Source organism: Kiritimatiellales bacterium (assembly GCA_041656295.1).
Classification (GTDB): Bacteria; Verrucomicrobiota; Kiritimatiellia; order Kiritimatiellales; family Tichowtungiaceae; genus Tichowtungia.
Genome location: JBBADV010000001.1, coordinates 51,832 through 75,592 on the forward strand (window position 1 = coordinate 51,832; position 23,761 = coordinate 75,592).

22 protein-coding genes and 1 tRNA gene are annotated in these 23,761 nt (G+C 49.8%); 10 read left to right on the plus strand and 13 right to left on the minus strand.

From position 1 onward, the window contains the following. The 4 genes from WC959_00210 (at position 1) to WC959_00225 (ending at position 4,021) form a co-directional block, all read left to right on the plus strand. Positions 1 to 1,347 (plus strand): sulfatase, encoded by a 1,347-nt coding sequence (locus tag WC959_00210; GenBank protein MFA5687569.1) that lies wholly within the window; start codon positions 1 to 3, stop codon positions 1,345 to 1,347. Further along, complete coding sequence (locus WC959_00215; GenBank protein MFA5687570.1) at positions 1,335 to 1,496, plus strand: hypothetical protein; 162 nt, start codon at positions 1,335 to 1,337, stop codon at positions 1,494 to 1,496. Before WC959_00210 ends, WC959_00215 begins: the two co-directional genes overlap by 13 nt. A 47-nt stretch (positions 1,497 to 1,543) precedes the next feature. Further along, positions 1,544 to 3,331 carry a glycoside hydrolase family 2 TIM barrel-domain containing protein gene (locus tag WC959_00220; GenBank protein ID MFA5687571.1) on the plus strand — a complete coding sequence of 596 codons (1,788 nt, stop codon included), beginning with the start codon at positions 1,544 to 1,546 and terminating at the stop codon, positions 3,329 to 3,331. A gap of 81 nt (positions 3,332 to 3,412) precedes the next feature. Next, positions 3,413 to 4,021: a hypothetical protein gene (locus WC959_00225; protein ID MFA5687572.1), complete on the plus strand. Its 609-nt coding sequence runs from the start codon at positions 3,413 to 3,415 to the stop codon at positions 4,019 to 4,021. 635 nt (positions 4,022 to 4,656) lie between these two features. Here WC959_00225 and WC959_00230 read toward each other — a convergent pair. Next, a complete protein-coding gene (locus tag WC959_00230; GenBank protein MFA5687573.1) occupies positions 4,657 to 5,775 on the minus strand; it encodes a Xaa-Pro peptidase family protein in 1,119 nt (372 codons plus the stop codon). A 290-nt stretch (positions 5,776 to 6,065) separates the two neighbouring features. Here WC959_00230 and dnaA point away from each other — a divergent pair, with 290 nt between their 5' ends. Both dnaA and dnaN read left to right on the plus strand, forming a co-directional pair. Next, entirely contained in the window at positions 6,066 to 7,439 is a 1,374-nt protein-coding gene (dnaA, locus tag WC959_00235; GenBank protein ID MFA5687574.1) for a chromosomal replication initiator protein DnaA, read from the plus strand. A gap of 264 nt (positions 7,440 to 7,703) precedes the next feature. Further along, the gene (dnaN, locus tag WC959_00240; protein ID MFA5687575.1) at positions 7,704 to 8,798 is read left to right on the plus strand and encodes a DNA polymerase III subunit beta; all 1,095 of its coding nucleotides are present in this window, start codon (positions 7,704 to 7,706) and stop codon (positions 8,796 to 8,798) included. A gap of 64 nt (positions 8,799 to 8,862) precedes the next feature. Here the strand turns inward: dnaN and WC959_00245 are convergent. Further along, positions 8,863 to 8,936, minus strand: a tRNA-Gln gene (locus WC959_00245). Between the two features lie 59 nt (positions 8,937 to 8,995). Here WC959_00245 and WC959_00250 point away from each other — a divergent pair. The 3 genes from WC959_00250 (at position 8,996) to WC959_00260 (ending at position 11,628) form a co-directional block, all read left to right on the plus strand. Beyond that, a complete protein-coding gene (locus tag WC959_00250) occupies positions 8,996 to 9,238 on the plus strand; it encodes a hypothetical protein (protein ID MFA5687576.1) in 243 nt (80 codons plus the stop codon). A 73-nt stretch (positions 9,239 to 9,311) separates the two neighbouring features. Next, a complete protein-coding gene (locus WC959_00255) occupies positions 9,312 to 10,520 on the plus strand; it encodes a glycosyltransferase family 4 protein (GenBank protein MFA5687577.1) in 1,209 nt (402 codons plus the stop codon). A gap of 1 nt (position 10,521) precedes the next feature. Next, the gene (locus WC959_00260) at positions 10,522 to 11,628 is read left to right on the plus strand and encodes an Ldh family oxidoreductase (protein ID MFA5687578.1); all 1,107 of its coding nucleotides are present in this window, start codon (positions 10,522 to 10,524) and stop codon (positions 11,626 to 11,628) included. A gap of 12 nt (positions 11,629 to 11,640) precedes the next feature. Here WC959_00260 and eda read toward each other — a convergent pair whose 3' ends face one another. From eda to WC959_00295, 7 genes are all read right to left on the minus strand, one after another. Beyond that, the gene (gene eda, locus WC959_00265; protein ID MFA5687579.1) at positions 11,641 to 12,288 is read right to left on the minus strand and encodes a bifunctional 4-hydroxy-2-oxoglutarate aldolase/2-dehydro-3-deoxy-phosphogluconate aldolase; all 648 of its coding nucleotides are present in this window, start codon (positions 12,286 to 12,288) and stop codon (positions 11,641 to 11,643) included. Between the two features lie 78 nt (positions 12,289 to 12,366). Continuing rightward, complete coding sequence (locus tag WC959_00270; GenBank protein ID MFA5687580.1) at positions 12,367 to 13,458, minus strand: sugar kinase; 1,092 nt, start codon at positions 13,456 to 13,458, stop codon at positions 12,367 to 12,369. Positions 13,459 to 13,469: 11 nt separating this feature from the next. Beyond that, positions 13,470 to 13,913: a hypothetical protein gene (locus tag WC959_00275; protein ID MFA5687581.1), complete on the minus strand. Its 444-nt coding sequence runs from the start codon at positions 13,911 to 13,913 to the stop codon at positions 13,470 to 13,472. A gap of 151 nt (positions 13,914 to 14,064) precedes the next feature. Continuing rightward, complete coding sequence (locus WC959_00280; GenBank protein ID MFA5687582.1) at positions 14,065 to 16,026, minus strand: FAD-binding protein; 1,962 nt, start codon at positions 16,024 to 16,026, stop codon at positions 14,065 to 14,067. Between the two features lies 1 nt (position 16,027). Continuing rightward, positions 16,028 to 17,155, minus strand: coding sequence for a uroporphyrinogen decarboxylase family protein (locus WC959_00285; protein MFA5687583.1), 1,128 nt, complete (start codon positions 17,153 to 17,155; stop codon positions 16,028 to 16,030). 79 nt (positions 17,156 to 17,234) lie between these two features. Continuing rightward, the gene (locus WC959_00290; GenBank protein MFA5687584.1) at positions 17,235 to 18,011 is read right to left on the minus strand and encodes a 3-ketoacyl-ACP reductase; all 777 of its coding nucleotides are present in this window, start codon (positions 18,009 to 18,011) and stop codon (positions 17,235 to 17,237) included. Then, a complete protein-coding gene (locus tag WC959_00295; GenBank protein MFA5687585.1) occupies positions 18,011 to 19,375 on the minus strand; it encodes a hypothetical protein in 1,365 nt (454 codons plus the stop codon). The genes WC959_00290 and WC959_00295 overlap by 1 nt, the downstream gene beginning before the upstream one ends. A gap of 298 nt (positions 19,376 to 19,673) precedes the next feature. Between WC959_00295 and WC959_00300 the strand changes: the two genes are divergently transcribed. Then, on the plus strand, positions 19,674 to 21,020 hold the full coding sequence (locus tag WC959_00300; protein MFA5687586.1) for a manganese efflux pump: 1,347 nt from the start codon (positions 19,674 to 19,676) through the stop codon (positions 21,018 to 21,020). Positions 21,021 to 21,049: 29 nt separating this feature from the next. Here the strand turns inward: WC959_00300 and WC959_00305 are convergent, their stop codons facing one another. The 4 genes from WC959_00305 to WC959_00320 form a co-directional block, all read right to left on the minus strand. Further along, positions 21,050 to 21,274, minus strand: coding sequence for a hypothetical protein (locus WC959_00305; protein MFA5687587.1), 225 nt, complete (start codon positions 21,272 to 21,274; stop codon positions 21,050 to 21,052). Positions 21,275 to 21,287: 13 nt separating this feature from the next. Next, on the minus strand, positions 21,288 to 21,416 hold the full coding sequence (locus tag WC959_00310) for a hypothetical protein (protein ID MFA5687588.1): 129 nt from the start codon (positions 21,414 to 21,416) through the stop codon (positions 21,288 to 21,290). Next, a complete protein-coding gene (locus WC959_00315) occupies positions 21,413 to 21,826 on the minus strand; it encodes a hypothetical protein (GenBank protein ID MFA5687589.1) in 414 nt (137 codons plus the stop codon). Before WC959_00315 ends, WC959_00310 begins: the two co-directional genes overlap by 4 nt. A 166-nt stretch (positions 21,827 to 21,992) precedes the next feature. Next, positions 21,993 to 23,753: a hypothetical protein gene (locus tag WC959_00320; protein MFA5687590.1), complete on the minus strand. Its 1,761-nt coding sequence runs from the start codon at positions 23,751 to 23,753 to the stop codon at positions 21,993 to 21,995. Between the last annotated feature and the right edge of the window lie 8 nt (positions 23,754 to 23,761).

Genomic DNA, 23,761 nt, shown 5'->3' on the forward strand with positions numbered 1-23,761 from the left:
ATGAGTAAAAAAATAAAAAACCCGTCCATCAACATTCTTTATCTGCACGCGCACGATGCAGGACGCTGGGTGCAGCCGTACGGCGTTCCGGTAGAAACGCCGCATCTAATGAGATTTGCGAAACAGAGCGTACTGTTCCGCAAAGCGTTTTCGGCGGCACCAACCTGCGGACCAAGCCGCGCCGCCCTGCTCTCCGGGCAATATCCGCATCAGGTTGGAATGTTCGGTCTGCCCGGACAAGGCTGGATATTTGATGATTACAATAAACACCTGGTTCATTTCCTGAATCGTCTCGGCTACGAAACCGTACTTGCCGGTGTTCAGCACGAGGCACACCACGCCGATATGTCTCCGCTGGGATATCAGCGGGATTTAAATGCAGGTTTCCGCGAAGCGTCGGGACAGTTTTATCCGGAAACAATCGATCATGTAGAACGGTTTTTCGCCGAAAAACAACGGGGACAGGATCGTCCGTTTTTCATTTCTGTTGGCATTGACGAACCGCACCGGAACAATCGCGCGCGGCCGGAAATGAACATCGACGATAAATCTGCACTATTCAGCAAAACGCGTTACTATGACCCGGAGAAACTGGACTGGCGCTATACAGCGCCGCCGCCGTGGCTGCCCGATCTGCCGGAAGTCCGCCAGGATATGCGCAGTTATGCCGAAGGCGTGAATATTATGGATGAATATATGGGGCGCGTTTTATATGCGCTGGAACAATACGGCCTTGCAGAAAACACGCTCGTCATTCTCACTACCGATCATGGCATCGAATTTCCCGGCAGCAAAAAAACGCTGTCCGATCAAGGCACCGGCGTCATGCTGATGCTGCGCGGGCCCGGCGGACTTTCCGGCGGTAAAGTGATTGAACCGCTCGTCTCACAGCTCGATATCTATCCCACCGTCTGCGAAATTCTCGACGCTGAAAAACCGGCATGGCTGGAAGGAAAAAGTCTGCTGCCGCTCATAACCGGTGATGCCGAAAAACTGCACGATGAAATTTTTACGGAACAGACGTATCACGAGCCGCTCAATCCGCTGCGCGCAATCCGGACCGAACGCTACAAGCTTGTTCTCCGGCACCCGGAAACCGGCCCGCTGCTGCGTCACGACGGTCCGCTAAAAGAAATCATGGAAGAGATCGGCTGGTATGAAAACCGTGAAGCGGCGGAACTTTTCGATCTGTATCTCGACCCGCAGGAAGCCTGTAACCGGATCCATGATCCGGCACTGGCGGAAATCCGGCGCGACCTTGAGCACCGGCTGAGTCAGTGGATGGGAAAAACCGGCGACTGTTTTCCGTCCGGAAAATTCCCGGAAATTAAGGAATGCGCACAATGATTCACCTGAATATTTTTCACCGCTTCGGCACCGGCGCACTGCCGGATGTTTTTAAACAGCAGCAGGATTTAGTCCACTCGCTCGGTTTGAAATCAACTGTCTACATTATTACGATTTATTTATGGAATCAGCATAAGCCATGCTTGTAATAACCATGATCGTAAAAACTTAATTTAAAACCTTATAAGGAACTGCAATGCTGCGTCCTCAACAGAATGAAATACGTGAAGTAAACAGCCTCGATGGATTCTGGGATTTCCAAACATCTGACGGAGCCGGCCGGGAATATAAATTTTTCACCGGTCTTCCGGCTCCTCGAAAACTGGGCGTCCCGGGAAGCTGGAATGAACAGAACCTGGATATTTATAATCACTTTTCTGAAGGGTGGTATCAGAAAGATTTTTTTGTCGCAGAATCATGGAAACATCGGAAAATTTTTATCTGGCTCGGAAGCGTCTGCCAAAACGCCGATGTATGGATAAACGGAGTTTGGGTTGGAAGCCACACCGGCCCGCATCTGCCGTTTGAGTTTGAAATTACGAAGCTCGTAAAATTCGGGAAGCCGAATCGACTCACTGTTCTGGCGGATGGAACTCTGCATGTTGACAGTCTTCCGCCGGCAACAATGAGCACAGAAGATTTACGCACTGGATGGAGCACTTCGTTCCCGCCGGTTGCATATGATTTTTTCCCGTTCTCTGGAATTCACCGGTCGGTCTATCTTTATGCTGTTCAAGAAAATTATCTGACAGACATTCACATTCAAACATCCCACAGCAACAATGTGGCAAACATTACCTGCTTTATACAATGTGCCGCTCCGTTTACCGGGACGGTCCGTCTTGTTGTTGACGGGCAGGAAATTTCAGAACCGTTGAAAGATACTGCAATCGCTGATATTAAACTTAAGATAAAAAATCCGAAGCTATGGGATATCGGTTGCGGAAATCTTTATAATCTAACAATCATTCTGGAAGAAAACGGTGAAATAATTGACTGTTACCGCACCCGGTTCGGAATCCGGAATGTGGAGGTGGTTGGAAACAAGTTTCTGCTTAACGGTAAACCTGTCCATTTTAAAGGATTCGGCAAACACGAAGATTTCGATGTTATTGGGAAAGGGCTTAATTTACCGCTGATTATCAAAGATTTTGATTTGATGAAATGGGTCGGCGCAAATTCATTCCGTACATCGCATTACCCGTACGCGGAAGAATGGCTGGACATTGCCGATGAGCATGGGATTTTAGTAATCTCTGAAAACCCGCTGGTCGGACTCGGCCCGCGCCTCTATCGTGAAGACATTCTTGAAAAAGCGGTTGCTGTTACTGAAGAACACATCAAGCGCGACCGCAACCATCCGTCAGTCATCATGTGGTCGCTCGCCAATGAACCGAACTCACCGGCCTGTCTTGACAATGAAAAAAAGAAAAATGCCTGCCTCCATTTTTATAACACACTGATAAAAACAGTCCGCCGGCACGACACATCCCGGCCGTTAACTTATGCCATGCATATTGACCCGGCGGACAATCCAATGGCACACCTTTTTGATGTGCTTTGTATTAATAAATATTATGGCTGGTATGACTATACCGCCCGGATTGAGGACGGACTGGAGCCGCTTCTTGATAAACTCCAGGACTTTTACGATACATTTAAGAAACCGATCCTTCTCAGTGAATTCGGCGCCGATGCCGTCAGCGGAAAACACCATCTTCCGGAAGTTATGTTCAGTGAAGAATTTCAATCAAAAATCATCAAAGTTCAATATGAAGCGCTTTGCCGGAAACCGTGGTTTATCGGCGCACATGTATGGAACTTCGCGGACTTCCGGGTTGGGCAAACCCTCACGCGCGTGATCTTCAACCGCAAAGGCGTTTTCACCAGAAGCCGCCAGCCGAAACTCGCAGCGCACACCTTGAAAACTTTATGGGACACCGGTTCAGCGTATGCACATTCGCCTGTAAAAACGGTCTTTTAAATAATTGTTAATTTTTATTACGAATGTTCTGATGACAAATAACCCCCTCTTTACGTAACCCATTAACAGAAAGTTGTTCATATGAAAATTGCATTCATTATTTCTACCGCCACCCTGCTCTCTACAGCCGGAATTTCGGAAATCATTCAGATGGAAAAAGCGGACTTTGTTGCGTTTGAGGCCGAAGATTTTTCTGTCAGTGAAAAAGATAAAAATATTGCCGCAACGGTCATATCCGAATGGCAGGTTGTGCCGAATGCGTTGGCCGGTAATGGAAACGCTATCAAGGCAGTTACAGGCGGCGCGCCGATACCTGAATCATCCACTGCTTATGTAACGTATAAAATCCAGTTTACAACACCGGGACTTTATACCCTGTACTTTCGGGCGCTCGGCGCAACAACAGCTCACCGCAGTGCGTTTCATTCAGATGGTTTTGATGTGGATCCGGCGTCGGTGGACTTCAAATTATTTAATATCGAGACCGATAAAATTTCCGATTCATTTCAATGGCTGAAACAGCGTTCCGCCAACCGCTTCGCCGTGCAAAAGCCGAATCAAACGGTTGAATTTACCGTCAAAATCCGGCAGCGGTTTTACCAGATTGATAAATTTGTGTTCAGCCTGAAACCGAACCTGACCGGCGAAGAACTCGACCGACTGGAAAACAGTCAGGTGATGACGCATTAGCACGCATTTCAAACTTTTTCCCCCGTCTCTATATTTTTGTGCACTGGTAAGCCGCCTGGCCATGACAGGCTTTTAAAATGTGCTGTCTAAATAACGTGTAAAATGACTATTCGACCAGAGCGTGCCGTCATGAAACATTCAACCAGAGCACCATGCAACCGTGTATGAAATGCGCCTTCATTTTTTGCACTCTTTCGCGCATCGACTGAGAGATTGACTCGTAGAGTCAATGCTATGTGTTGAGTTTACATTCGCGACAATTCGTGTCCATTCGTGGTTACACTAAAAAATAAGGGGCTGGCATAGATGATTGACAGAAAATTGGTCGTTATTTACGTGTAAATTGTTGAAGATTAAGAACTCAAGATTATCGGAACGGCAGATAAAAATGGGGCTCGTTTTTTTCGTTGCCGGAACCAATGCCGTTTGACCCCGTTCGCTACGGCTCGGATGTTTATACAGATGATGCCATTGAATTCATGCGGGCATGTGCCGGAAACCGGACGCCGCAATGGTTGAGCGCCTGCAACACGCCGTTCGCTATCACAAATAGTGGGCGATCCGCGCCGGGCTTTCTTTTACGGAATAATTATGCAGAGGACCGGCAGCCGCGGGCTTCAGCCCGTGGGAGCGGTTCATCCCATTAGTTCAAATTTTTTCGGACACGCCGCTAAAATTTTGCACCCGGTTTGAGTGACGAGGACGGTGTCTTCAATGCGGACGCCGCCGAGTCCAGGATAATAAAGTCCGGGCTCGATGGTGATGATTTGCCCGGCGCGCAGTTTTTGATGAACGGCGGATGAAACGCGCGGAGCTTCGTGAATTTCGAGACCGACGCCATGTCCGAGTCCGTGTATAAATCCTTGCGGTGTTCCGTTAACGGCGCCGGTTTTATAGCCGCGGCGCTGCATTTCTTTGGCAGCAGCGTTGTGCATATCATCGGTCCACGCACCGGCACACACGGCGTTGAGAGCAATCGTTTGCGCTGCGCGGACAGCGTTATAGAGTTTTTTGAGTTCCGGCGCGGCGGGTCCGCGGCAGACAGTGCGGGTAATGTCACCCCAGTAGCCGGTTTTGATGGAACGCGGAAATATGTCGATGACGATGGGTGTACCGGCATAGAGCGGTCCGTCGCCGCGTTCATGCGGATCGGCGGATTGTTTGCCGCCGGCGACAATGGTGTCGTTCGCGGTGCAATCACGGTCGAGCAGTATCTGGATGATTTCCCAGCGGACGGTTTTGGCGGTTAAAATTTTCCCCCCGATTTTGAGTATTCCATTGTTATCCGGTATGGCGGTATGAATTAAATTAACGGCGGTGTTCATGGCGGCAACAGCGGCGCGCTGGCTGTTTTGTATCGCCGTTATTTCGTCGGCGGTTTTTATTTCTCGCTGCGGGCAGATCGGTGCGGTTTGTATTTCGACCGTGTATTTCCCCGTGCGGAGTTTTTCTACGAGTCCGGCAGGAAATGCGTACGGCACCGTAAGCCGGCTTGCGCCGGAAGTTTTTTTTATCCAGTCGCCGGCGCCGGCCTTCCAGGTTGAACCGATCTGTTCGGGATAGACGACGCGCACACCGGTTTTTACAGCGCGTTTCATCCGGCTATATTCCATTTCGGATATGATGAGTGTAATATTGCGTCCGGTTTTAATGAGCAATGCCGCTTCCGGCGGTTCAGTGCCGCACAAATAGCGAATATCGGCACTCATTTGTGCGCTGCTGATAAGTAGTTGCGCTGCAGTTTGTTTTTTCATTTTTGTAAACCTTATATTCAGAATGAAGTTACAACAGAAACATTCATTTTATTCAACTTCCTTTTCCTTTTGGTTAACGCCATTTTGTATTGATTTGTTTTTGCTTGTCTATATGTTGTACCGGTACTCTTTTTTGGTTTGGTTTGTGCCTTTCCTCTTGAGTGATGTGATATAAATCAACTAGTTTGTAAACCGTCGCGAAAGTACAGGAAACATTGCCCTGTTGATAACTTGTGCATATCTTCTGTATATTTGTTGACTCGATTTTTACAGGGAACCTGCAGATTTTTATGGATAGAGACAAGAATAGGCTCTGGGATGAGGCGTGCCGCCACCTGGAAAACACGCTCTCGCCGGAAATTTTTGAGAAATGGATCGCGGTGATTCAATGCCGCGGCATTGAGAACGGCCACATTCAGCTGGTTGTCGGAAACGACTTTTACCAGTCGTGGCTCGAGGAACATTATATTCCTTTAATCCGTCAGGCTCTCACGGCGGTTGCCGGTAAGGAAATGCAAATTACGCTCGGCGTGGATTATTCTCTGATTTCAGAAGCGCCGGCAGAAGAGAAAAGAGAAAAGTACCGCTCAATCCTGTCAAAACGGATTCAACCGGCAGAAACGAATCTGAATAAAAACTATACGTTTGATTCGTTTGTGGTCGGTTCGTCAAACCAGTTTGCACACGCCGCCGCGATTGCCTCGGCACAGTCGCCGTCGCGCGCATATAATCCGCTTTTTATTCACGGCGATGTCGGACTTGGCAAAACACATTTGATGCAGGCGATTGGAAATTTTATTTATACTAAAAATCAGCGCACAACAGTGTGTTATACCACCAGCGAAGCGTTTACAAACGAATACATTGAAGCACTGACATCGAATAAACTTTCAAAATTCCGTAAAAAATACCGCAACTGCGATGCACTTCTGATTGATGATATCCATTTTCTCGCCCGAAAAGAACGGATGCAGGAAGAATTTTTCCATACGTTCAACGCAATTTTTGAAAATCATAAGCAGATTGTAATGACATCCGACCGCCCGGCCGGTGAGCTGGCCGGTTTAACACCGCGGCTTGTTTCGCGGTTTGAGTGGGGTCTGGTGGTTGAACTTGAAAGCCCGGATGTTGAAACGCGCGTCGCTATTCTGAGTAAAAAATGTGATCAGCTGAATCTTTCAATTGACCAGAATCTGCTTTTCTACCTTGCTGAACGGATTTCATCCAACATCCGGCGGCTGGAGGGCGCGCTGATTCGTGTGGCATCATTCGTTTCGTTAACCGGACAGACAATTGACCGCTCAAAGCTCGAATATCTTTTGCGCGATACGCTAGACCAGGAACAGCGGTTGACAATCAGCTCTGAAAGCGTTCAGAAAGCGGTGGCTGAGCATTATGACATTCGCTTAAGCGATCTCATCAGTCGCAAGCGCACGAACAACATTGCCTGGCCGCGTCAGGTTGCGATGTATCTTGTGCGTCAGTTAACGGATCAGTCATTTCCGGTCATTGGTGATGCGTTTGAACGTAATCATGCCACTGTCGTGCATGCCTGCCAGGTCGTTGAACAGCGCATGACGGAAGATATTAAACTGCGTCAAATGATCTCCTTATTAAAGCAGCGCATCAGTCACAGTGCGCAAAAGACCGGAATGATAGGGTGAATGTAGAGCAAGCGAGACGTTTGTTCTATATTGATAACTTAGTTGAAAAGCTGTGGATAAAATGATCATAAAGAGAATAAGTTTAAGTTATCGAAAATCCAGCAGGTTTTCATCAGTTTTGTACACAAAGATATCCACAAGGCTAAATGCCGGATAAAAGAGCGGTTAGACAAAAAAATGGGATGACGGCGTGCACTATTTACAGTACATATAATAGTGATAGTTAAATAAAATAGATAATTAGATTCTTATGGAGGTCTGTTAATGAAGCTTTCAATTGAAAAAGATATTCTGCTTGAAGCGCTACAAAAAGTTCAAGCGATCGTAGGACAGCGCAGCACCCTGCCGATTCTCTCGAATGTTTTATTGAAAGTCGATGGTGATAAAATTTCACTGACAACGACGGACATGGAAGTCTGTGTGAAAACGAGCGCCGTGGCGGATATCAGTGAAGAAGGCGGAACAACGCTGCCGGCACGTAAATTTTTCAGTATCTGCCGTGAACTGCCTGCTGGACAGGTTGAAATTGAAGTCGATGCAAAAGATGTTGCTACCATTCGCTGCGGCTCGGCGTTCTTCAGGCTGGTTGGTCTTCCGGAAGAGGATTTTCCGCCCTTGCCGGAATTTGAAGAGCATCAGGTTTACACAGTAGAGCAAGACACTTTTAAAAGTATGCTCCAGAAAGTCCTTTATGCTGCCTCTACAGACGAAACGCGCTATATCCTGAATGGAGCCCTGCTCAGTTTTAAAGATGAAAAATTGGCCGTTGTAGCAACTGATGGACGCCGTCTTGCACTCGTTGAACAGGAAATTCAATTTCCTGAAGCCGCAGAAGCCGGAATCGTGGTTCCAACTAAAACACTGAATGAGCTGATTAAAACGCTCGGTGATGAAGGTGTTTTAAAAATCCGTGTTTCCAGCAGTCAGGCGGCGTTTGATTTTGATAATATCCTGATTGTTTCAAAACTGATTGATGGAACCTATCCTAATTTTCAGCAGGTGATTCCTTCGCAATGTGAAGAGCGCGTTGTGATCGACCGCGAAACAATGCTGATGGCTGTCCGGCGCGTCTCCTTGTTAACTGATGATCAAACTGCTTCTGTACGGTTGAATTTCAGTAAAAACAAACTGGAACTGGTTACAAACAGTCCGGAAGTGGGCGAAGCGCGTGAGACAATTCCGGTTAAATATGAAGGAAAAGAGATTTCTATTGCATTTAATCCCGGGTTTTTGCAGGCGCCGTTGCGTCATTTAGATTCGGATGAAATTTTCTTTGAACTGTCGGATGAACTCAGTCCGAGCGTCATTAAAACCAGCGTTCCCTTCCTGTATGTGCTGATGCCCATTCGTATTTCTTAAAAACAATGGATAGATTGACGGGAAAAAATCTGCCATCTTAAAGGCTTACTTTAGAAATACTATTTGGTTGCCCGACTAGGATTTGAACCTAGACAAGCAGATTCAGAGTCTGCTGTGCTACCGTTACACCATCGGGCAGGAGAAACGGAAAATAAGCCAGAGTTCACCGGGAAGTTCAAGATGGAACTGTTAAAAAGATGAGCTGTTGCGGGCAGATTCGTGTTATTGGGTTACTCGGTGTTGGATTTGATCATGGTGACGGACAGATTCGTATTACTCAGGGAGAAAAATTTAATATTTATCTGGGTTCCAGTGAAACGCATCAGATTCTCCGAAATATCTGTGTTAAAATAAAAAATTGCATTGAGGCAGAAGGAAAGGAATTAAGAGACTATTCTCCTGAAGAATTTATGAAGCTCATGAGCAGGCTGGTGGATTAATGCAGACATGCATTCTGGCTTGTCCAGTGATATTCGCGTGATCCGCAGTAAAAAAAATAAATTTTAATATTTCATGAAAATCCTGTTTCTCACTTTAAAATATCCTTATGCTGAAGTAGCCGGCGGGCACAGGATTGTTTATCAGCGCATCCGGTATCTTAAAGAATCCGGACATCGGGTCGGCTTAATCTCATTTATCACCGACGAAACACCGGAGGAAATAGACTCACTGCGTCCGCTGCTGGATGAACTGCATCTGATTCCGCATCCGCACCGGAACATATGGACGCGTATCTTTCATGATTATCTAATGTTTTTTGAACGTCCGGCGGTATTCTGGAAAGTGTTTTCGCGTGAAATGATGGAAAAAACCGGCGAAGTGGTTGAAAAAGGCCGTTACGATGTCGTCATTTCAGAGTTTTCTGAAATGGGACAGTATCTGTATAAAAATCCATATCTTTCAGCGGTACACAAAATTATGTCATGTCACCGGTGTTTAACGGCTTCTTATGAAAAATATCAGAACATGCACGAGGTATACTGGCGTTTGTATTATAAAAGTCTGCCGCAAATGCGGATTCTCCGGCAGTATGAATTTAATATGTACCGCAGTGCCGACCGCGTGCTGGTTTTAACGCCGCAAGACCGTTTTACTATGCAATATTATGCGCAGGATCTTGCAGTGTCCATTGCACCGTCCGGTGTGGATATCGATTATCTGAAAAATACACCGGCATTCGAAAAACAGCAGATTGTTTTAATGACGGGTTACATGATGGATCCGGCAAATGAAGACGGAGCCAAATGGTTTGTGAATCACGTCTGGCCGGAATTAAAAAAAAATCATCCTGAATTAAAGTTTTTTATAGTCGGCTCATCGCCGTCAAAAGTAGTGAAAAAACTGGCGCAAACCGATTCGCAGATTGTGGTTACCGGCGAAGTACCCGATTTGCGTCCATTCCGCAGTAAAGCCGCCATCTTTGTGTCGCCGGTGCGTCTCGGTTCCGGGATACGCATCAAAGTTCTTGAAGCGATGGCCAGTGGACTGCCGGTAGTTTCAACATCGCTCGGAATAGAAGGAATTGACGCGCAAACCGGTTTAAACTGTATGGTAGCCGACACACCGAAAATGTTCATACAAAGCATCGAGTGGCTTTTAACCGACAAAGATTTAAGCAGCCGTCTCGCAAAAAATGCACAGGAACTTGTAGCAAAAAAATATGCACTCGAAGACGGTATGCGCCGGTTCGAAAAAATTATCAAATCGGTCGTGGAGGTATAACGTGATTTGCAATGTCCCCTTTGAAATGATGGCGTCGTTTATGATCGACCTTTTCAAGGCGGTCGGCGTACCGGAAGACGACTCAAAAATTTGCGCTGATGTGTTAATCACCTCCGATAAACGCGGCATCGATTCCCACGGTACCGGTCGTCTCAAACCGGTTTATTATGACCGCATTGTAAAACAAAAAATTCAACAGCCGGTTTCAAAAATTGAAATCATCCGTGATCAAGGTGCCACGGCAGTGATCGATGGACATCACGGTATGGGAATGGTCATCAGCAAACGCTGCATGGAACTTGCCATTGAAAAAGCACGTGCATACGGACTCGGAATGGTCGTTGCGCGCAACTCCACGCATTACGGTTTTGCTGCATATTATCCTATGATGGCATGTGCTGCCGATATGATCGGAATGACCGGGACCAACGCACGGCCGTCCATCGCGCCGACGCACGGCGTAGAAAACATGCTCGGCACCAATCCGCTGGTATTCGGCGTTCCAACCGACGAAGAGTTTCCGTTCACGAACGATTACGCCACCTCCATCATTCAGCGCGGAAAAATCGAACAGTACGAACGCGAAGGTAAAGAGTGTCCGCCCGGACTTATTATCGGTCGCGACGGACAAACTAAAACTGATTCCGCTCAAATTCTCAAAGACCTCGTGTCCGGCGCGGCCGCCCTGGCTCCGATCGGCGGAATTTTAGAAGAAACCGGCGGACACAAAGGTTACGGCTTTGCCACCGTCGTAGAACTTCTTTCTGCCGCGCTCCAGCAGGGCTCATTTTTAAAACAGCTCAGCGGGCTTACCGGCGCCGGCAAGCCGCAACCGTATGCGCTTGGACATTTTTTTATGGCAATCGATATCAGCCATTTTTGTGAGCCGGCCGACTTCAAAAAAACGTCCGGTGACATTATGCGCGAACTCCGCGCTTCCGAAAAAGCCCCCGGCACCGAACGCATTTATACCTGCGGAGAAAAAGAACACCTCGCCTGGCTTGACCGCAAAGATAAAGGCGTGCCGGTGAATGAAGCACTGCAAAAACAGCTCATTGCCATGCGCGATGAACAGCAATTAATGCAATACAAATTTCCGTTTGAATAAAACCGGCGAAATTTACGCCGGATTTTTAAATGACAGTTCTGCCGCTTTAGCGACCGCTGCTTTAACCTGAGCGGTAATTACATCCCACTGCTTGTCGGCAATCTGCTGTTTCGTTGCCAGCCATGTTCCGCCGATCGCACTGACAACCGGCAGCGCCAGCCACTCGTTCATATTATCAAGATTTACGCCGCCGGTCGGACAGAATTTTACGCCGAGCGAAACATACGGCGCCGCCATATTTTTCAGCATGTTCGTTCCGCCGGCCGCACCCGCCGGGAAAAACTTCAGCATTTTACAACCGAGCGCCAGCCCCGCTTCAATTTCCGATGGCGTCATAACACCGGGAATGAAGAGCGTTTGGTGCTGATTGAAAAATTTGATCGTTTCAGGATTCAATCCCGGCGCCAGCCCGAAGCTGACGCCGGCGTCGATACACATCTGCGCCTGCTCCGGCGTGACAACCGTGCCGGCGCCGACGAGCATTTCCGGAAATGCTTTTTTAATCCGGCGCAGTGCTTCCGGCGCGGCGGCGGTGCGGCACGTCACCTCGATCACATCCATGCCGCCTTTTAACAGCGCTTCCGCCAGCGGTTCAGCATCGTTCGCATCATCAATCACAATCACCGGAATGACCGGACGTTTTAAAAGTTCTTCTAACATAACTATTCCTTTGTCTTAAGGTCTGAAAGTCGCAAGGCAAAGGTCCCGACTTTTGACCTTCGACATTTAGACTTTCGACTATCTATCCACTCTTGCTCCGCCGCCGCCGACCAGTTTTTTCACTTCCGCGAGCGATGCCATCGTGGTATCGCCCGGGGTCGTCATCGCCAGCGCGCCGTGCGCCGCGCCGTATTCCACCGCAAGCTGCGGGTCGCCGAGCTCCATCAGTCCGTAAATGAAACCGGACGCAAAACTGTCGCCGCCGCCGACGCGGTCAAGAATCTCAAGATTTGGGCGGTGTGTGGCGGCATAGAATTTTCCATCGTACCAGCACATGGCGCCCCAGTCGTTGACGGTGGCGGTTTTTACGCTGCGCATTGTGGTTCCCGTTGCTTTAAAGTTCGGAAATTCTTTTACCGCGCGGGAGATCATGTTTTGGAAAGCGCCGAGTTCAAGATCGGTCAGATTTTTATCGGTGCCTTCAATTTCAAAACCAAGACAGGCGGTGTAGTCTTCTTCGTTGCCGATCATCACATCAACGTATTGGGCAATTTCGCGGTTGATTTCACGGCATTTTTCCAGACCGCCGAACTCTTTCCACAGCGACGGACGGTAGTTCAAATCGTACGAAACCATTGTTCCATATTTTTTGGCAATCTTCGCCGCTTCAATTACCAGCGGGCCGGTAGTTTCCGACAGCGCCGCAAAAATTCCACCGGTGTGAAACCAGCGTACGCCGAGTTTGCCGAACAGAGTTTCCCAGTCGATGTCGCCGGGCTTCAACTGTGACGCAGCGGTGTTGCCGCGATCGGAACAGCCGACCGCGCCGCGAATTCCGAAGCCGCGTTCAGTGAAATTAATTCCGTTACGTACTGTGCGTCCGATTCCGTCATACTCGACCCATTTGATAAATGACGTATCCACACCGCCCTGCAGAATAAAATCCTCCATCAGCCAGCCGATTTCATTTTTTGCGAATGCTGTTACAACACCGGCACGTTTGCCGAAACACCGGCGCAAGCCGCGCGCTACATTATATTCGCCGCCGCCTTCCCACGCCCGGAATTCGCGCGCAGTGCGAATGCGGCCTTCACCCGGGTCAAGCCGGAGCATCACTTCACCCAAAGAAACAATATCGTAACGGCACTCATCTGCAGTTTTAATCTTCATCAGCATTCTCCTTATTCAATCGTTATCAGAAATAAAATTAAACTGATTAAGTAATTAAACAATCCCGCCACTAATAGCACCATGGCCGTTTTATACAAGGCGGTTTTCTGATTCCGGCGCCGGAGCTGTTCAATCACTGTTTCATCCGGCGTTCCGGCGCGCCATGCGCTCGCCCAGCGCAAATGCAGCGGACCGGCGATCACTGCCGTTACCGAAAGCAGAACGAGCAGCAACCCAAGTCCGATAAATACTCCGCCGAATACGCTCGACTGTGCGATGCGCGGGCCGGAAAATCCGGTAATTGTCAGACAGATTGTCGCCAGCCCGAGCAGCATTTGCGACCGCGTATGCAGCGTTGCAAACATATCCTTTAACTCAGAAAAAATCCGCGCAAAATCCGCTTCGTAGATTTCCTTCAGAAATTCCAATTCTTCAGATGGACTCAATTTTTTCATATATATTATATTTTAAAACCGCGAATGGATGCAAATGAAGAGGCATTCTGCCTCATTCCAACCAAACTTCATTCCTAAATTTGTGCATTTTTGAGGCTATTATTAATTCTCTATTTTAAAGAGTGAGGCCGGAAGCCTCATCCACATTAATTTACTGATAAATTTTGCCAGCGCGGAAATCCGCCCAGACCGTTTCAAACCACAGATTGCTTTGCGGCACCGGGCGGCATCTTACCCAGCGATGTTTTACTTTGCCGTCTTCGAAAACGGTTTCCTGCACCTTCGCGCGGAACGTTTCATTCTCCGGCAGAAAGCTCCACTGCTTGCGGTCGAGCTGTTTGTGCGCCCGAATTCCACCCTCGCCGCGAACCATTGCCGAGCCGCGCGAACCAACGCCGCTTTTTACCTGATAGATCAGCGACTCAAGATATATCCAGTGCGCGAAGCAAAGCTGACGGTTACGAAACGCCTGCACCGCTTCAATTGCATTTCCGGCGGCACAACCTTTTGCATCCAGTTCCGCCACCTGCGCTTTCGCTGCGGCAGCGGCTTTTTTCAATTCGCCGAGCGAACGGATGTGCGCGCCGGAACGGCTCATCCGCGACTGAAATTCATCGCGGACTTTGCGCCAGTCCAGTTTCGATTTTTTACACCGCTTCAAAAATCCGGCGGCGTCCGTTAACTCTTTTTTCAGCGCTTTCTTGAACTCCGCCTCTTTCAACTCATTTCCGGCGTAACGGTGCGCGATAAATTCGGCGGCGCGGATGGCACCGACCTGCCCGGCATTGAGCGCCGACCCGCCGGGGCGCGCGACGCCGTGCGAACCGTTGACCTCACCGATCGGAAAGAGATGCTTAATGTTCGTCGATTCCCACCAGTGATTTCCGGCAACGCCGCCGTTGTTGTGCTGCGCGCATACCGCAACCTCAAGCATTTCACGCGTCAAATCAATACCGTGATCGTTATACAGCGAAATAGCACCGGGATTCATGTGCATCAGCCGCGTCAGCGGCGTATCCTGAAACGCATTTGAATTTTTCAGATAATCGTACGCCTCTTTGTCGAGTGCTTTAAAATTGAACTCCGCCGGATTTTCGCGGAAGTCGAGAAACACGCGCCGGCCTTTTTCAACGCTTTCAATGTAAACCAGAATGTCGATGATCGATGAACCGCCGGAAATTTTCTTCGAATCAAACGGCCACTGATACCCTTTCAGAAATACCATGCTGTTCATTTTGCCGGTCGTTGGAAACCAGTCGCGCAGAAATTCATGCGGATTGCTTTTGCCGTCGGCGTCGGTCGAAATAAAACGCGGGATCACCTGCATATAGGTGCCGGAAACATTCCAGCGGAATTTTGTGGAAGCAAGTCCGTATTGTGATTCCGGCAGGCTCTGCGCCGTCGCGCCGGCTTTAAGCGCCAGCCCGATTGCACCGGTGTGTACCGTCGGATAAACACTCGTTTTATAAATTCCGCCAGGACCGCCCACCGCAAACACTACATTTTCAGCGGCGTATGCAATCCATTCGCCTTTGGCATCCAGCGCCAGCGCACCGCACGCACGTTTTTCTTTGCCGGCGCCGGAAATTAAAAGGCTGATCACATTCAGGCGCTCGTCCACCGGAATTTTCCGGCGCTTCACTTCGGCGGTCAGTGCCAGACACATATCGCGCGATGTGTACGGTCCGACCGATGTCGCGCGCTGCGCCGGATCATGGTCTGTTTTATAACCGGCAAACTGACCGAACGAATCCTGAGGGAATTTTACGCCGAGATTCACTAAATTCAAAAACGCGCGGCCGGATACCGCCGCTTCAACCAGAGCAAGATCGCCATGCATGCTGCCGGGGCGTGTATAATTTCCGGCCATCATCAGCGGCGAATCCATATCACTGCCGCACATCGCCGTTTTATAATAGGTCTGCTTGTCCGAGCCGGTGTTGATCGATGTGCCCATCTTCAACCCTTCCGTCACAATCAGTACATCTTCAATTCCCTGATTCCGCAACTGCACTGCGGCATTCAAACCCGCCGCGCCGGAACCGATCACCAGCGAGTGAACCGAAACCACAGGAATTTCAGTTGCACCGATTTTCATTTTCGTTTTTTTCATCTTAATATTCTCCAATATATTTTTTCACAGCCAGTACCGTTTCCGGCACCGCTTCATACGGCAGCACGCCGGAGCCCAGACAAACATTTTCACGACCTGCCGCAAGTTTCATCACACGATCCGCTTCCGCAAACGCCGGCGCGGTTTCAGCGGAACAGAATACCGCCGGCTTCATATTAATACGAACCGTCACATCCGGAAATTTTTTCATGATTTCCATAAACGCCGCCTGATCCGTTTCGCCGGGACAGATGACATATTTCGTGCCGGTGCTCAGCAGTGCTTCAAGAATCGGCGTGGTGTCGCCGCCGATGATGCACGGAATCGTGGGGCAGACATTCCTGTCTGCCCATTCCGGTTGCGCAGACAGGAATGTCTGCGCCGCATTGCACCGGAGTGGGACGGACTTTCCAGTCTGCCTTTTTTGCGCAGACAGGAATGTCTGCGCCGCATTGTACCGGAGTGGGGCGGACTTTCCAGTCTGCCCTTCTTGCGCAGACAGGAATGTCTGCGCCGCAGTAATCAACCGGTTCAACGCCGGCAGAACCAGCTCCGAAAACATCCGCGGTGGAACCAGCGGCGGCGTGGCGGCGGATTCAAAAACTGTAATTCCAACGCCGGCGGCGGCAATCGCGCGGCAGAAGTTCAACTGGTCGCCGGTAATTTTTTCAAGCGCCTCGCTCACCACATTCGGATCCGTCAGCGAATCGCACAACAATGTTTCAAGTCCGGTGAGATTCGATGCAAGAGAAAACGGACCGCTGACCGGAATTTTTATAACCGCATCCGGCAGTTTTTCTTTCAAGCGTTGCGCTGCGTCAATGATAAGTTTGATGCGACCAGACGTTTCCGGGTCATAAGACGGCAGATTTAAAATATCAGCGACGGCGGCGCAAAGATGATTGGCAAGCGCCTGGATTGCATCTCCCGCCGGTTTTTCAATTTTTCCGCCGTAGGCTTCCGCTTCGAGATTATAAATATCAATGCCGGCGACCACCGGCGTGTGATGATAGGTTTCGAATGCGGCGGTGTGCGCCTGAACCATCAGTTCGCCGGAACGCGAAACGTCCCACGGTGTTTTTCCAATCAACCGCGCGGCGTGTTCATAAACTGCCGGTTCGAATTTCATTTTTTAAAGGTAGGGCGCTCAGTCCCTTGAGCGCCATTTTTCTGGACGGCAAAGGACTGCCGTCCCTACCGATTTTTCCTTATAATCTTTGAAGCGTTAATCCGCCGGCGACTTCTATGACCTGTCCGGTGGAATAAGCAATATCACCGCGCGCCATCATGGCCGCTGTCTTGGCAATGTCTTTCGGGAATCCCCAGCGGTTTTGCACCAGAATGCCGTCCTCAAAAATCAGCTTGTCGTATTTTTCTGTCACAACCGAGGTCATATCGGTTTTGATAATGCCCGGACGGATTTCGTACACCGGAATATCAAATTCGCCGAGACGCGCGGCGTAGAGTTGTGTCATCATGCTGACGCCGGCTTTTGAAATACAATATTCGCCGCGACTAACGGAAACAACTGTGGACGAAGTTGACGAAATATTAATAATACAACCGATGAACGAGTCGTCGGCTTTTTTCTGTTCAATCATCCAGTTCGCGCACGCCTGCGTTAGAAAATACGGGCCCTGCAAATTGATTTTCATCACCCACTCATAGCTCTCTTCCGTCGCGTCAAGAATATCGGCGCGCACGCGCGGCGCAACGCCGGCATTATTCACCAGCACATTCAGCCCGCCGAATTTTGCCTTAATTTGATCCAGCATGGCAGCGCGCGATTCAGCGCAGGAAACGTCGGCGCGGCAGTAAAGCACATCGGCGCCGGCAGCGCGCAGGCTTGCGAGTGCGTCGGCGACAGCGCTTTCTTCGTGAATGTCCATGATAGCGACGTTAAAATTTTCCGCTGCGAGTTTTTGTGCAATCGCCAGCCCGATCCCGCGGCCGGCTCCCGTTACCAATGCGGTTCTTTTTTTCATTATGCCAGTCCTTTCGATTTTGCAACCTCGCGGCCCTTCTTCAGTTCGGGGCCGTAAATTTCTCTGTCGCGCACCACACAGCCGCCGCAGCCGGCGCCGTCTTTCATAATCTGTGAACACATTGAGCAGGTGATGCAACATTTATTCGGATCCAGTCTGCCGGTTTCGAGCAGATCGCGCACCGAATCCGGATAGGCAAACACGCCGCGCCCCTGACCGATAATCTGACACCAGCCCTCTTTCAATAAACCGGCGGCGACATACGGCATTAAATGCTGCAGCCACGCGAGGCCGGCGGCCGGCAGTGGAATTTCCGGATTCGCCGCCTGCATTTCTTGCACGATGTTTTGAAAACGCACCACGCCCTCAAGCGGATTTTCCGGCGGCTTCGGCGCACCGACCAGCGGATTGTTGTGCGGACGGTTCATGTATGGTTGAAAACGCGGGAAGCCGATTGAAATATTAAACAGCGGCATGCCCCACTCGCGGCACTTCTTCATCAACCGTTTCGGCTCCGACAAATCGAGCTGCCATTCGCCCTCTTTTTCAGCGACGCCCCAGCCATACGGATATGGACACGGCTCAAGCACTGTCGTGCGCGTTGTCACAAAACACGATTCCGGCAGCTCCGCAATCATGCGCTGCGAAACTTCGCGCAGAAAACGCGTGCGGTTTTCAAATGAGCCGCCGTATTTTCCGGCACGCATGCGCGCGCCGAGCAGTTCGGCAATCAGATAACCGTGCACCGCCTTCATATCAACGCCGTCAAAACCGGCGCGTGCCGCAAGTCGTGCAACCCTTACAAAATCATCCTGCAAGTCGTCGAGTTTATCATCAGAAACCGGCGCAACATCACTCATGCCAAGCGCATCATCCAGCAACGGATTATGCGCCGCTTTGATCGGCGCCGGAATACCTGCCGGTTTACTGAACCGGCCGGAATGCGTCAGCTGAACAATAAACGGAACATCGCGGCCGAACTGCTGTTGCGCCGCCGCTTTTGTCTCGTCGACAAGACGCTTATATTCATCCAGATTTTTTTCCGTTAACTGCAGCTGTTTGGGATTCGACTTTCCTTCCGGCACCACTGCAACCGCTTCTGCCCAGATCAGACTGCTGCCGCCTTCCGCGTAACGGCGATAACGCCGGAATGTTAAATCAGACGGACTGCCCGTCACCGGATCAGCGTCCACGCCCTCCATCGGCTGCACAATAAAACGGTTCGCCAATTTGTGTCCGACAACATCAATCGGCTGTGTAAAAATCGAAAAATCCTCCGACAGCGGCAGCTCCAGCGATAATTCGTTCAACCGCGCTTTCAAACTCTCCAGGTCTGTCAAATCAAACCGTTTAAACTCACTCATTTTTATCTTTAACAAAAAATTTAACCATGTTTTTTATTGTTAAAGAAACTGTTTCCGATTATCCGACTTCTGTCAAGTCCGTCTTTAGGCTGCGCGATAAAATGAAAAAGTTTCGGCGATTCTTATGAAATCTAAAAACGGTGACGCGGTATTGCTTTTATTATCGCACCCCAGGGCCATTTCTTATTTACACCACTGAATGAGAGAAACCGGCGCTTTTTTGCCTTTGCGGAGTTTCACTTGCGGAATGGTCAGTCTTGCGTTGGCAAGCGCGCCGAGAATAATTACTGTACTTCGCATGCCGTTATTTTCAATTATTCTGATTGCACTCGGACTGGCCATGGATGCATGTGCGGTTTCCATTTCGAGCGGAATTTCAATTAAACCGTTCAAAATCCGGCATGCGTTTTTAATCGGCACAACCTTTGGAATTTTTCAGGCGCTGATGCCGGCACTCGGCTGGTTCGCGGGACAATGGGCGTACCGGTTTATTTCGGCGGTGGACTACTGGATTGCATTCGGGCTGCTGCTGTTCGTCGGCGGACACATGATCATCCAGTCGTTGCAGTCGGACGACAAAGCACACGGGCCGCGCAATCCGCTGCACCTGCCGACGCTCTTAACGCTCGCGGTCGCAACCAGCATCGATGCGCTCGCCATCGGCATCAGTCTGTCCATGCTGCAGATTAAAATTCTTGCGCCGGCGCTGATCATTGGAATTATCACATTTGTGCTGTCATTCGCCGGCGTTTATTTTGGACGCACATTCCGGCGTTTCAGCGAAAAGAAAATAGAAGTGATCGGTGGACTGGTGCTCATCGGACTCGGCGCAAAAATGCTGATTGAACATCTGGTTCAACATCAGGAAATATTTTCCGGCAGCGATTCTGTCTGGTTCGCGTTCGGACTCACCCTGCTCGCCGGACTGGCTACCGGAATCGGCAGCCTGCTGGCACTCTTTTCGCGCCACACGCGCGAACGCCGGTTTTCATTTATCATTGGATTTGCTTCCGGACTGCTTATCTGGATTGCATTTGTGCAGTTTCAACCGGCACTCACCGGGCAACAGCCGGCACCAGTAAGCATTATTGCATTTTTTGCCGCATTTATTCTCTGCGCATTCATCGATAAACTTGTGCCGGATTTTGGCAATCCGCATACACCGCACCGCATTGAAGAAATCGCGCAGGATCCCGATTTCCGGCGCACCGGTATGCCGGCCGCCGCCGCTATGATTATTCACAGTTTCCCTGAGGGTTTTGCGCTCTTTGTGATCGCGCTGCACGCGCCGGTGCCGGTGGCCATCGGTGTTGCGGCGGCGATTGCGCTGCACAATATCCCCGAAGGCATATCCACCGCGCTGCCGATGTATCACGCCACCGGTAGCCGGGTGAAGGCCTGCGGATTTTCATCGCTCACCGGACTATCCGAGCCGCTCGGCGCGCTGATTGTCTATACGCTGTTTTATAACTTTTTCAGCGGCGGCACCGCTGTAATTCTCAATGCCAGCGCCGCCGGAATTTTAATTTTTGTGGCGTTCGACGGACTGTTGCCCGTCGCCCGAGTTTACGGCAGATATCATCACGCCACCTATGGTGTTCTTGCCGGCATGTTTGCCGGTGCAATGTTAATGACTATAAGCTGAACAGTATCAAAGAAGTTTTTCATGCCCGTTTAGTTATTGGCGTCCATCAGGCAGATGTTGTTCGGATAATGCAAACCGTCGTCGTTCGACATTTTTCCGGTGCCGCCGGTCCAGTCGTCGGACGACCAAACAATTTCATCCGTCGGATTAACTTCAAGAATACGGTTGTTGCTTGTGTCGGCAATCAGCGTATTTCCGTTCGGCAGACGTTCTACGCTGCACGTGAACTCCAGCATTCCTTGACGGTCATCCATTGCAAAAATCCTTTTACATGTATCCGAGCTTACGCAGTTTTTCCATCAGATTTTCTTTATCCTGCCGGCGCCCGCCGCGCTCGGTGGTATTTTCCAGATCCTGTTCCCACGCCGGCGTTTCAGTAATTCTTTTCGTCGTCACGTGTGCACCGAGTGAACGGTATCCATCAGCATACACGTCACCGTTTTCATCAGATGATTCCCGACGTACGATTCCGGTTCGTACGTGAATGTTTCCTCTTCGTAATCAAGCCGTTTTACTTCGCGCCGATTGTGCTCATTTAAATCCGCCACGCGAACCTCTGAACCGAGCCCGTCTTCGGCATGCAACGAAACATCAGTGTTGTGCATCATGTCCACCGTGATGCCGTAGCGCGCCTTGCTCTCCTTAATGAATTCGCGGACTTCGTCAAACCAGAGAACCAGCAGACTGTCTTTGCCGCCGGTATAGGCAACACGCATTTTTTCCAGCGGAAATTTCTCATACGCTTCGAGAATAATTTTTTTAGAATCCTCAATCTTTTTCGCCAGTGTTGTGTTCTGTTCAGACATCGTTGCTCCTTAGTTTTTAAATTTTTAATTCAATCCGGTGTGTATGACAAAACAAAAACCGGCGCAGAAGTCTGCGCCGGTTTTAATTGTAAACATTTAAAAAATACGCTGTTTTAATTTTACTACAGGTATTGATATCAAATTAATGAAAATACCCTGCGCGTGGTTAATGACGCTCTTTTTTCAAAATCCGTTTTCCGGCGAGCCACATGAGCAGACCGATGCCGCCGATAATTCCGGCGATAATAGAAACTACAATACGTCCATCACAGGTTTTCACCGGAATCAGCAGCAGCAAAAACAGCGCGCCGAGCAGCATGGCAAACCGGCCGATCATAATCAGCTGGAACGAATCGTTGCCGGCACCAATCTCTTTTTTGAAATCCACCGGCGTCTGCATATTTTTATAAAATGCTTCCGTCTCTTTTTTCTCTTCGTCACTCACGCGGTACCAAAACAGGCGTGCAATCACAAAGCCCAGCGTACCGCCAATAAAAACCCACAGCCCGCGCACCTGATAGGAAAAAACCGCGCCGGTGGTTTTGGCAATCAGCCACAGAATAATCGACGGCAGATAGCCGCCGGCGAGCGACGACAAAATTGACCAGCGAGGTACTTTACGGATGAACAGGAACAGCAGCAGCGGAATCACCTGCGGAAAAATCAGTTGCGCAATTACGGTGAGCATCACGTCAAAAATCGACGCGTCTTTAATGTTCAGATAAATCATCGCAATCGCAATCACCACCGCGCCGGAAAGCACCGTTGCAATCTTGCCGTAAATTAATTCGCGTTCCGGATTAAACGGTTGTATGCCGAAAAATTTGCGGTGCGCCGGCATTAAGTCGCGGATAATCAGCGCCGCGTTGCGATTCAGTCCGGTATCAAGCGAACTGATCGCCGCCGCAAAAATTGCAACGATCATGATGCTGAACGTGCCTTTCGGCAGCAGGGTAAAACTTGTTACTGAATAGGAATATTCCATCGCTTTTACCGGAGATGCGTGCATTGCCAGCACTTCCGGCTCAAGAAAGAGGCGCGCATAAATCGGCGGAATAAAAAAGATGGCGAGGCCGAGCGTCATCATTGCACCGGCGAAGAGCGATGCTTTGCACGCTTCGCGTCCATCTTTTGCCGAAAAATAACGGACGCCCTGAAACAAACTCGTCTGGTTTGCAAACTGTACGATAAAGGTAATGATGAACCACGCAACGCCGTATTTTGCCACCCACGTACTTTCGCCTGCCGGCAGGTCGTTAATCATTTTTAAATCCGCCGCCGCCGGTGAATTCGCCAGCGTGCTGAAAAATTCGCCGATGCCACCGGCGTTTATAAAACAGAGCGTAGTGATAATCACTGTAGCCACCAGCAAAACCAGCCCTTGCACAAAATCGTTTGCCATCACCGCCCAGTTGCCGCCGACGGTACAATAGATCACCACAATTATTCCGACGCCGAGAATGACCGCCGGCAGATTTGCGCCGGGAATCAGCGGCACAATAAAAACCGCCAGCGTATAAAGCCCGACGCCCGACCACATAAAACCGTTCAGCACTAAAAGATGCGTAACGATCTGCTCCGCTGTTTTTCCGAAACGCTGGCGGATCGCTTCGGCATACGTCACAATACGCATCTGCCGGTACCACGCGGCGAGAAATGCAGCGGCGACTAGAAAACCGGCGATGTTGGCAAAATAGATAGCGAGCGGACTCCAGCCGGACATATAAATTCCGGCGGCGTTGCCGACAAATGTGTACGCGCTGATGCCCGCCATAAACATGCTCGCGCCGACCATCCACCAGCTGCCCTGCGCGCCGGCGCGGAAATAGTCGCTGCCGTTTTTAATCAGCCGGCCGAACGCCAATCCGATTAAAACCAATACGCACATGTAAACGCCAACGATGATCAAATCCAGTTCTGAACCCATAAACACCC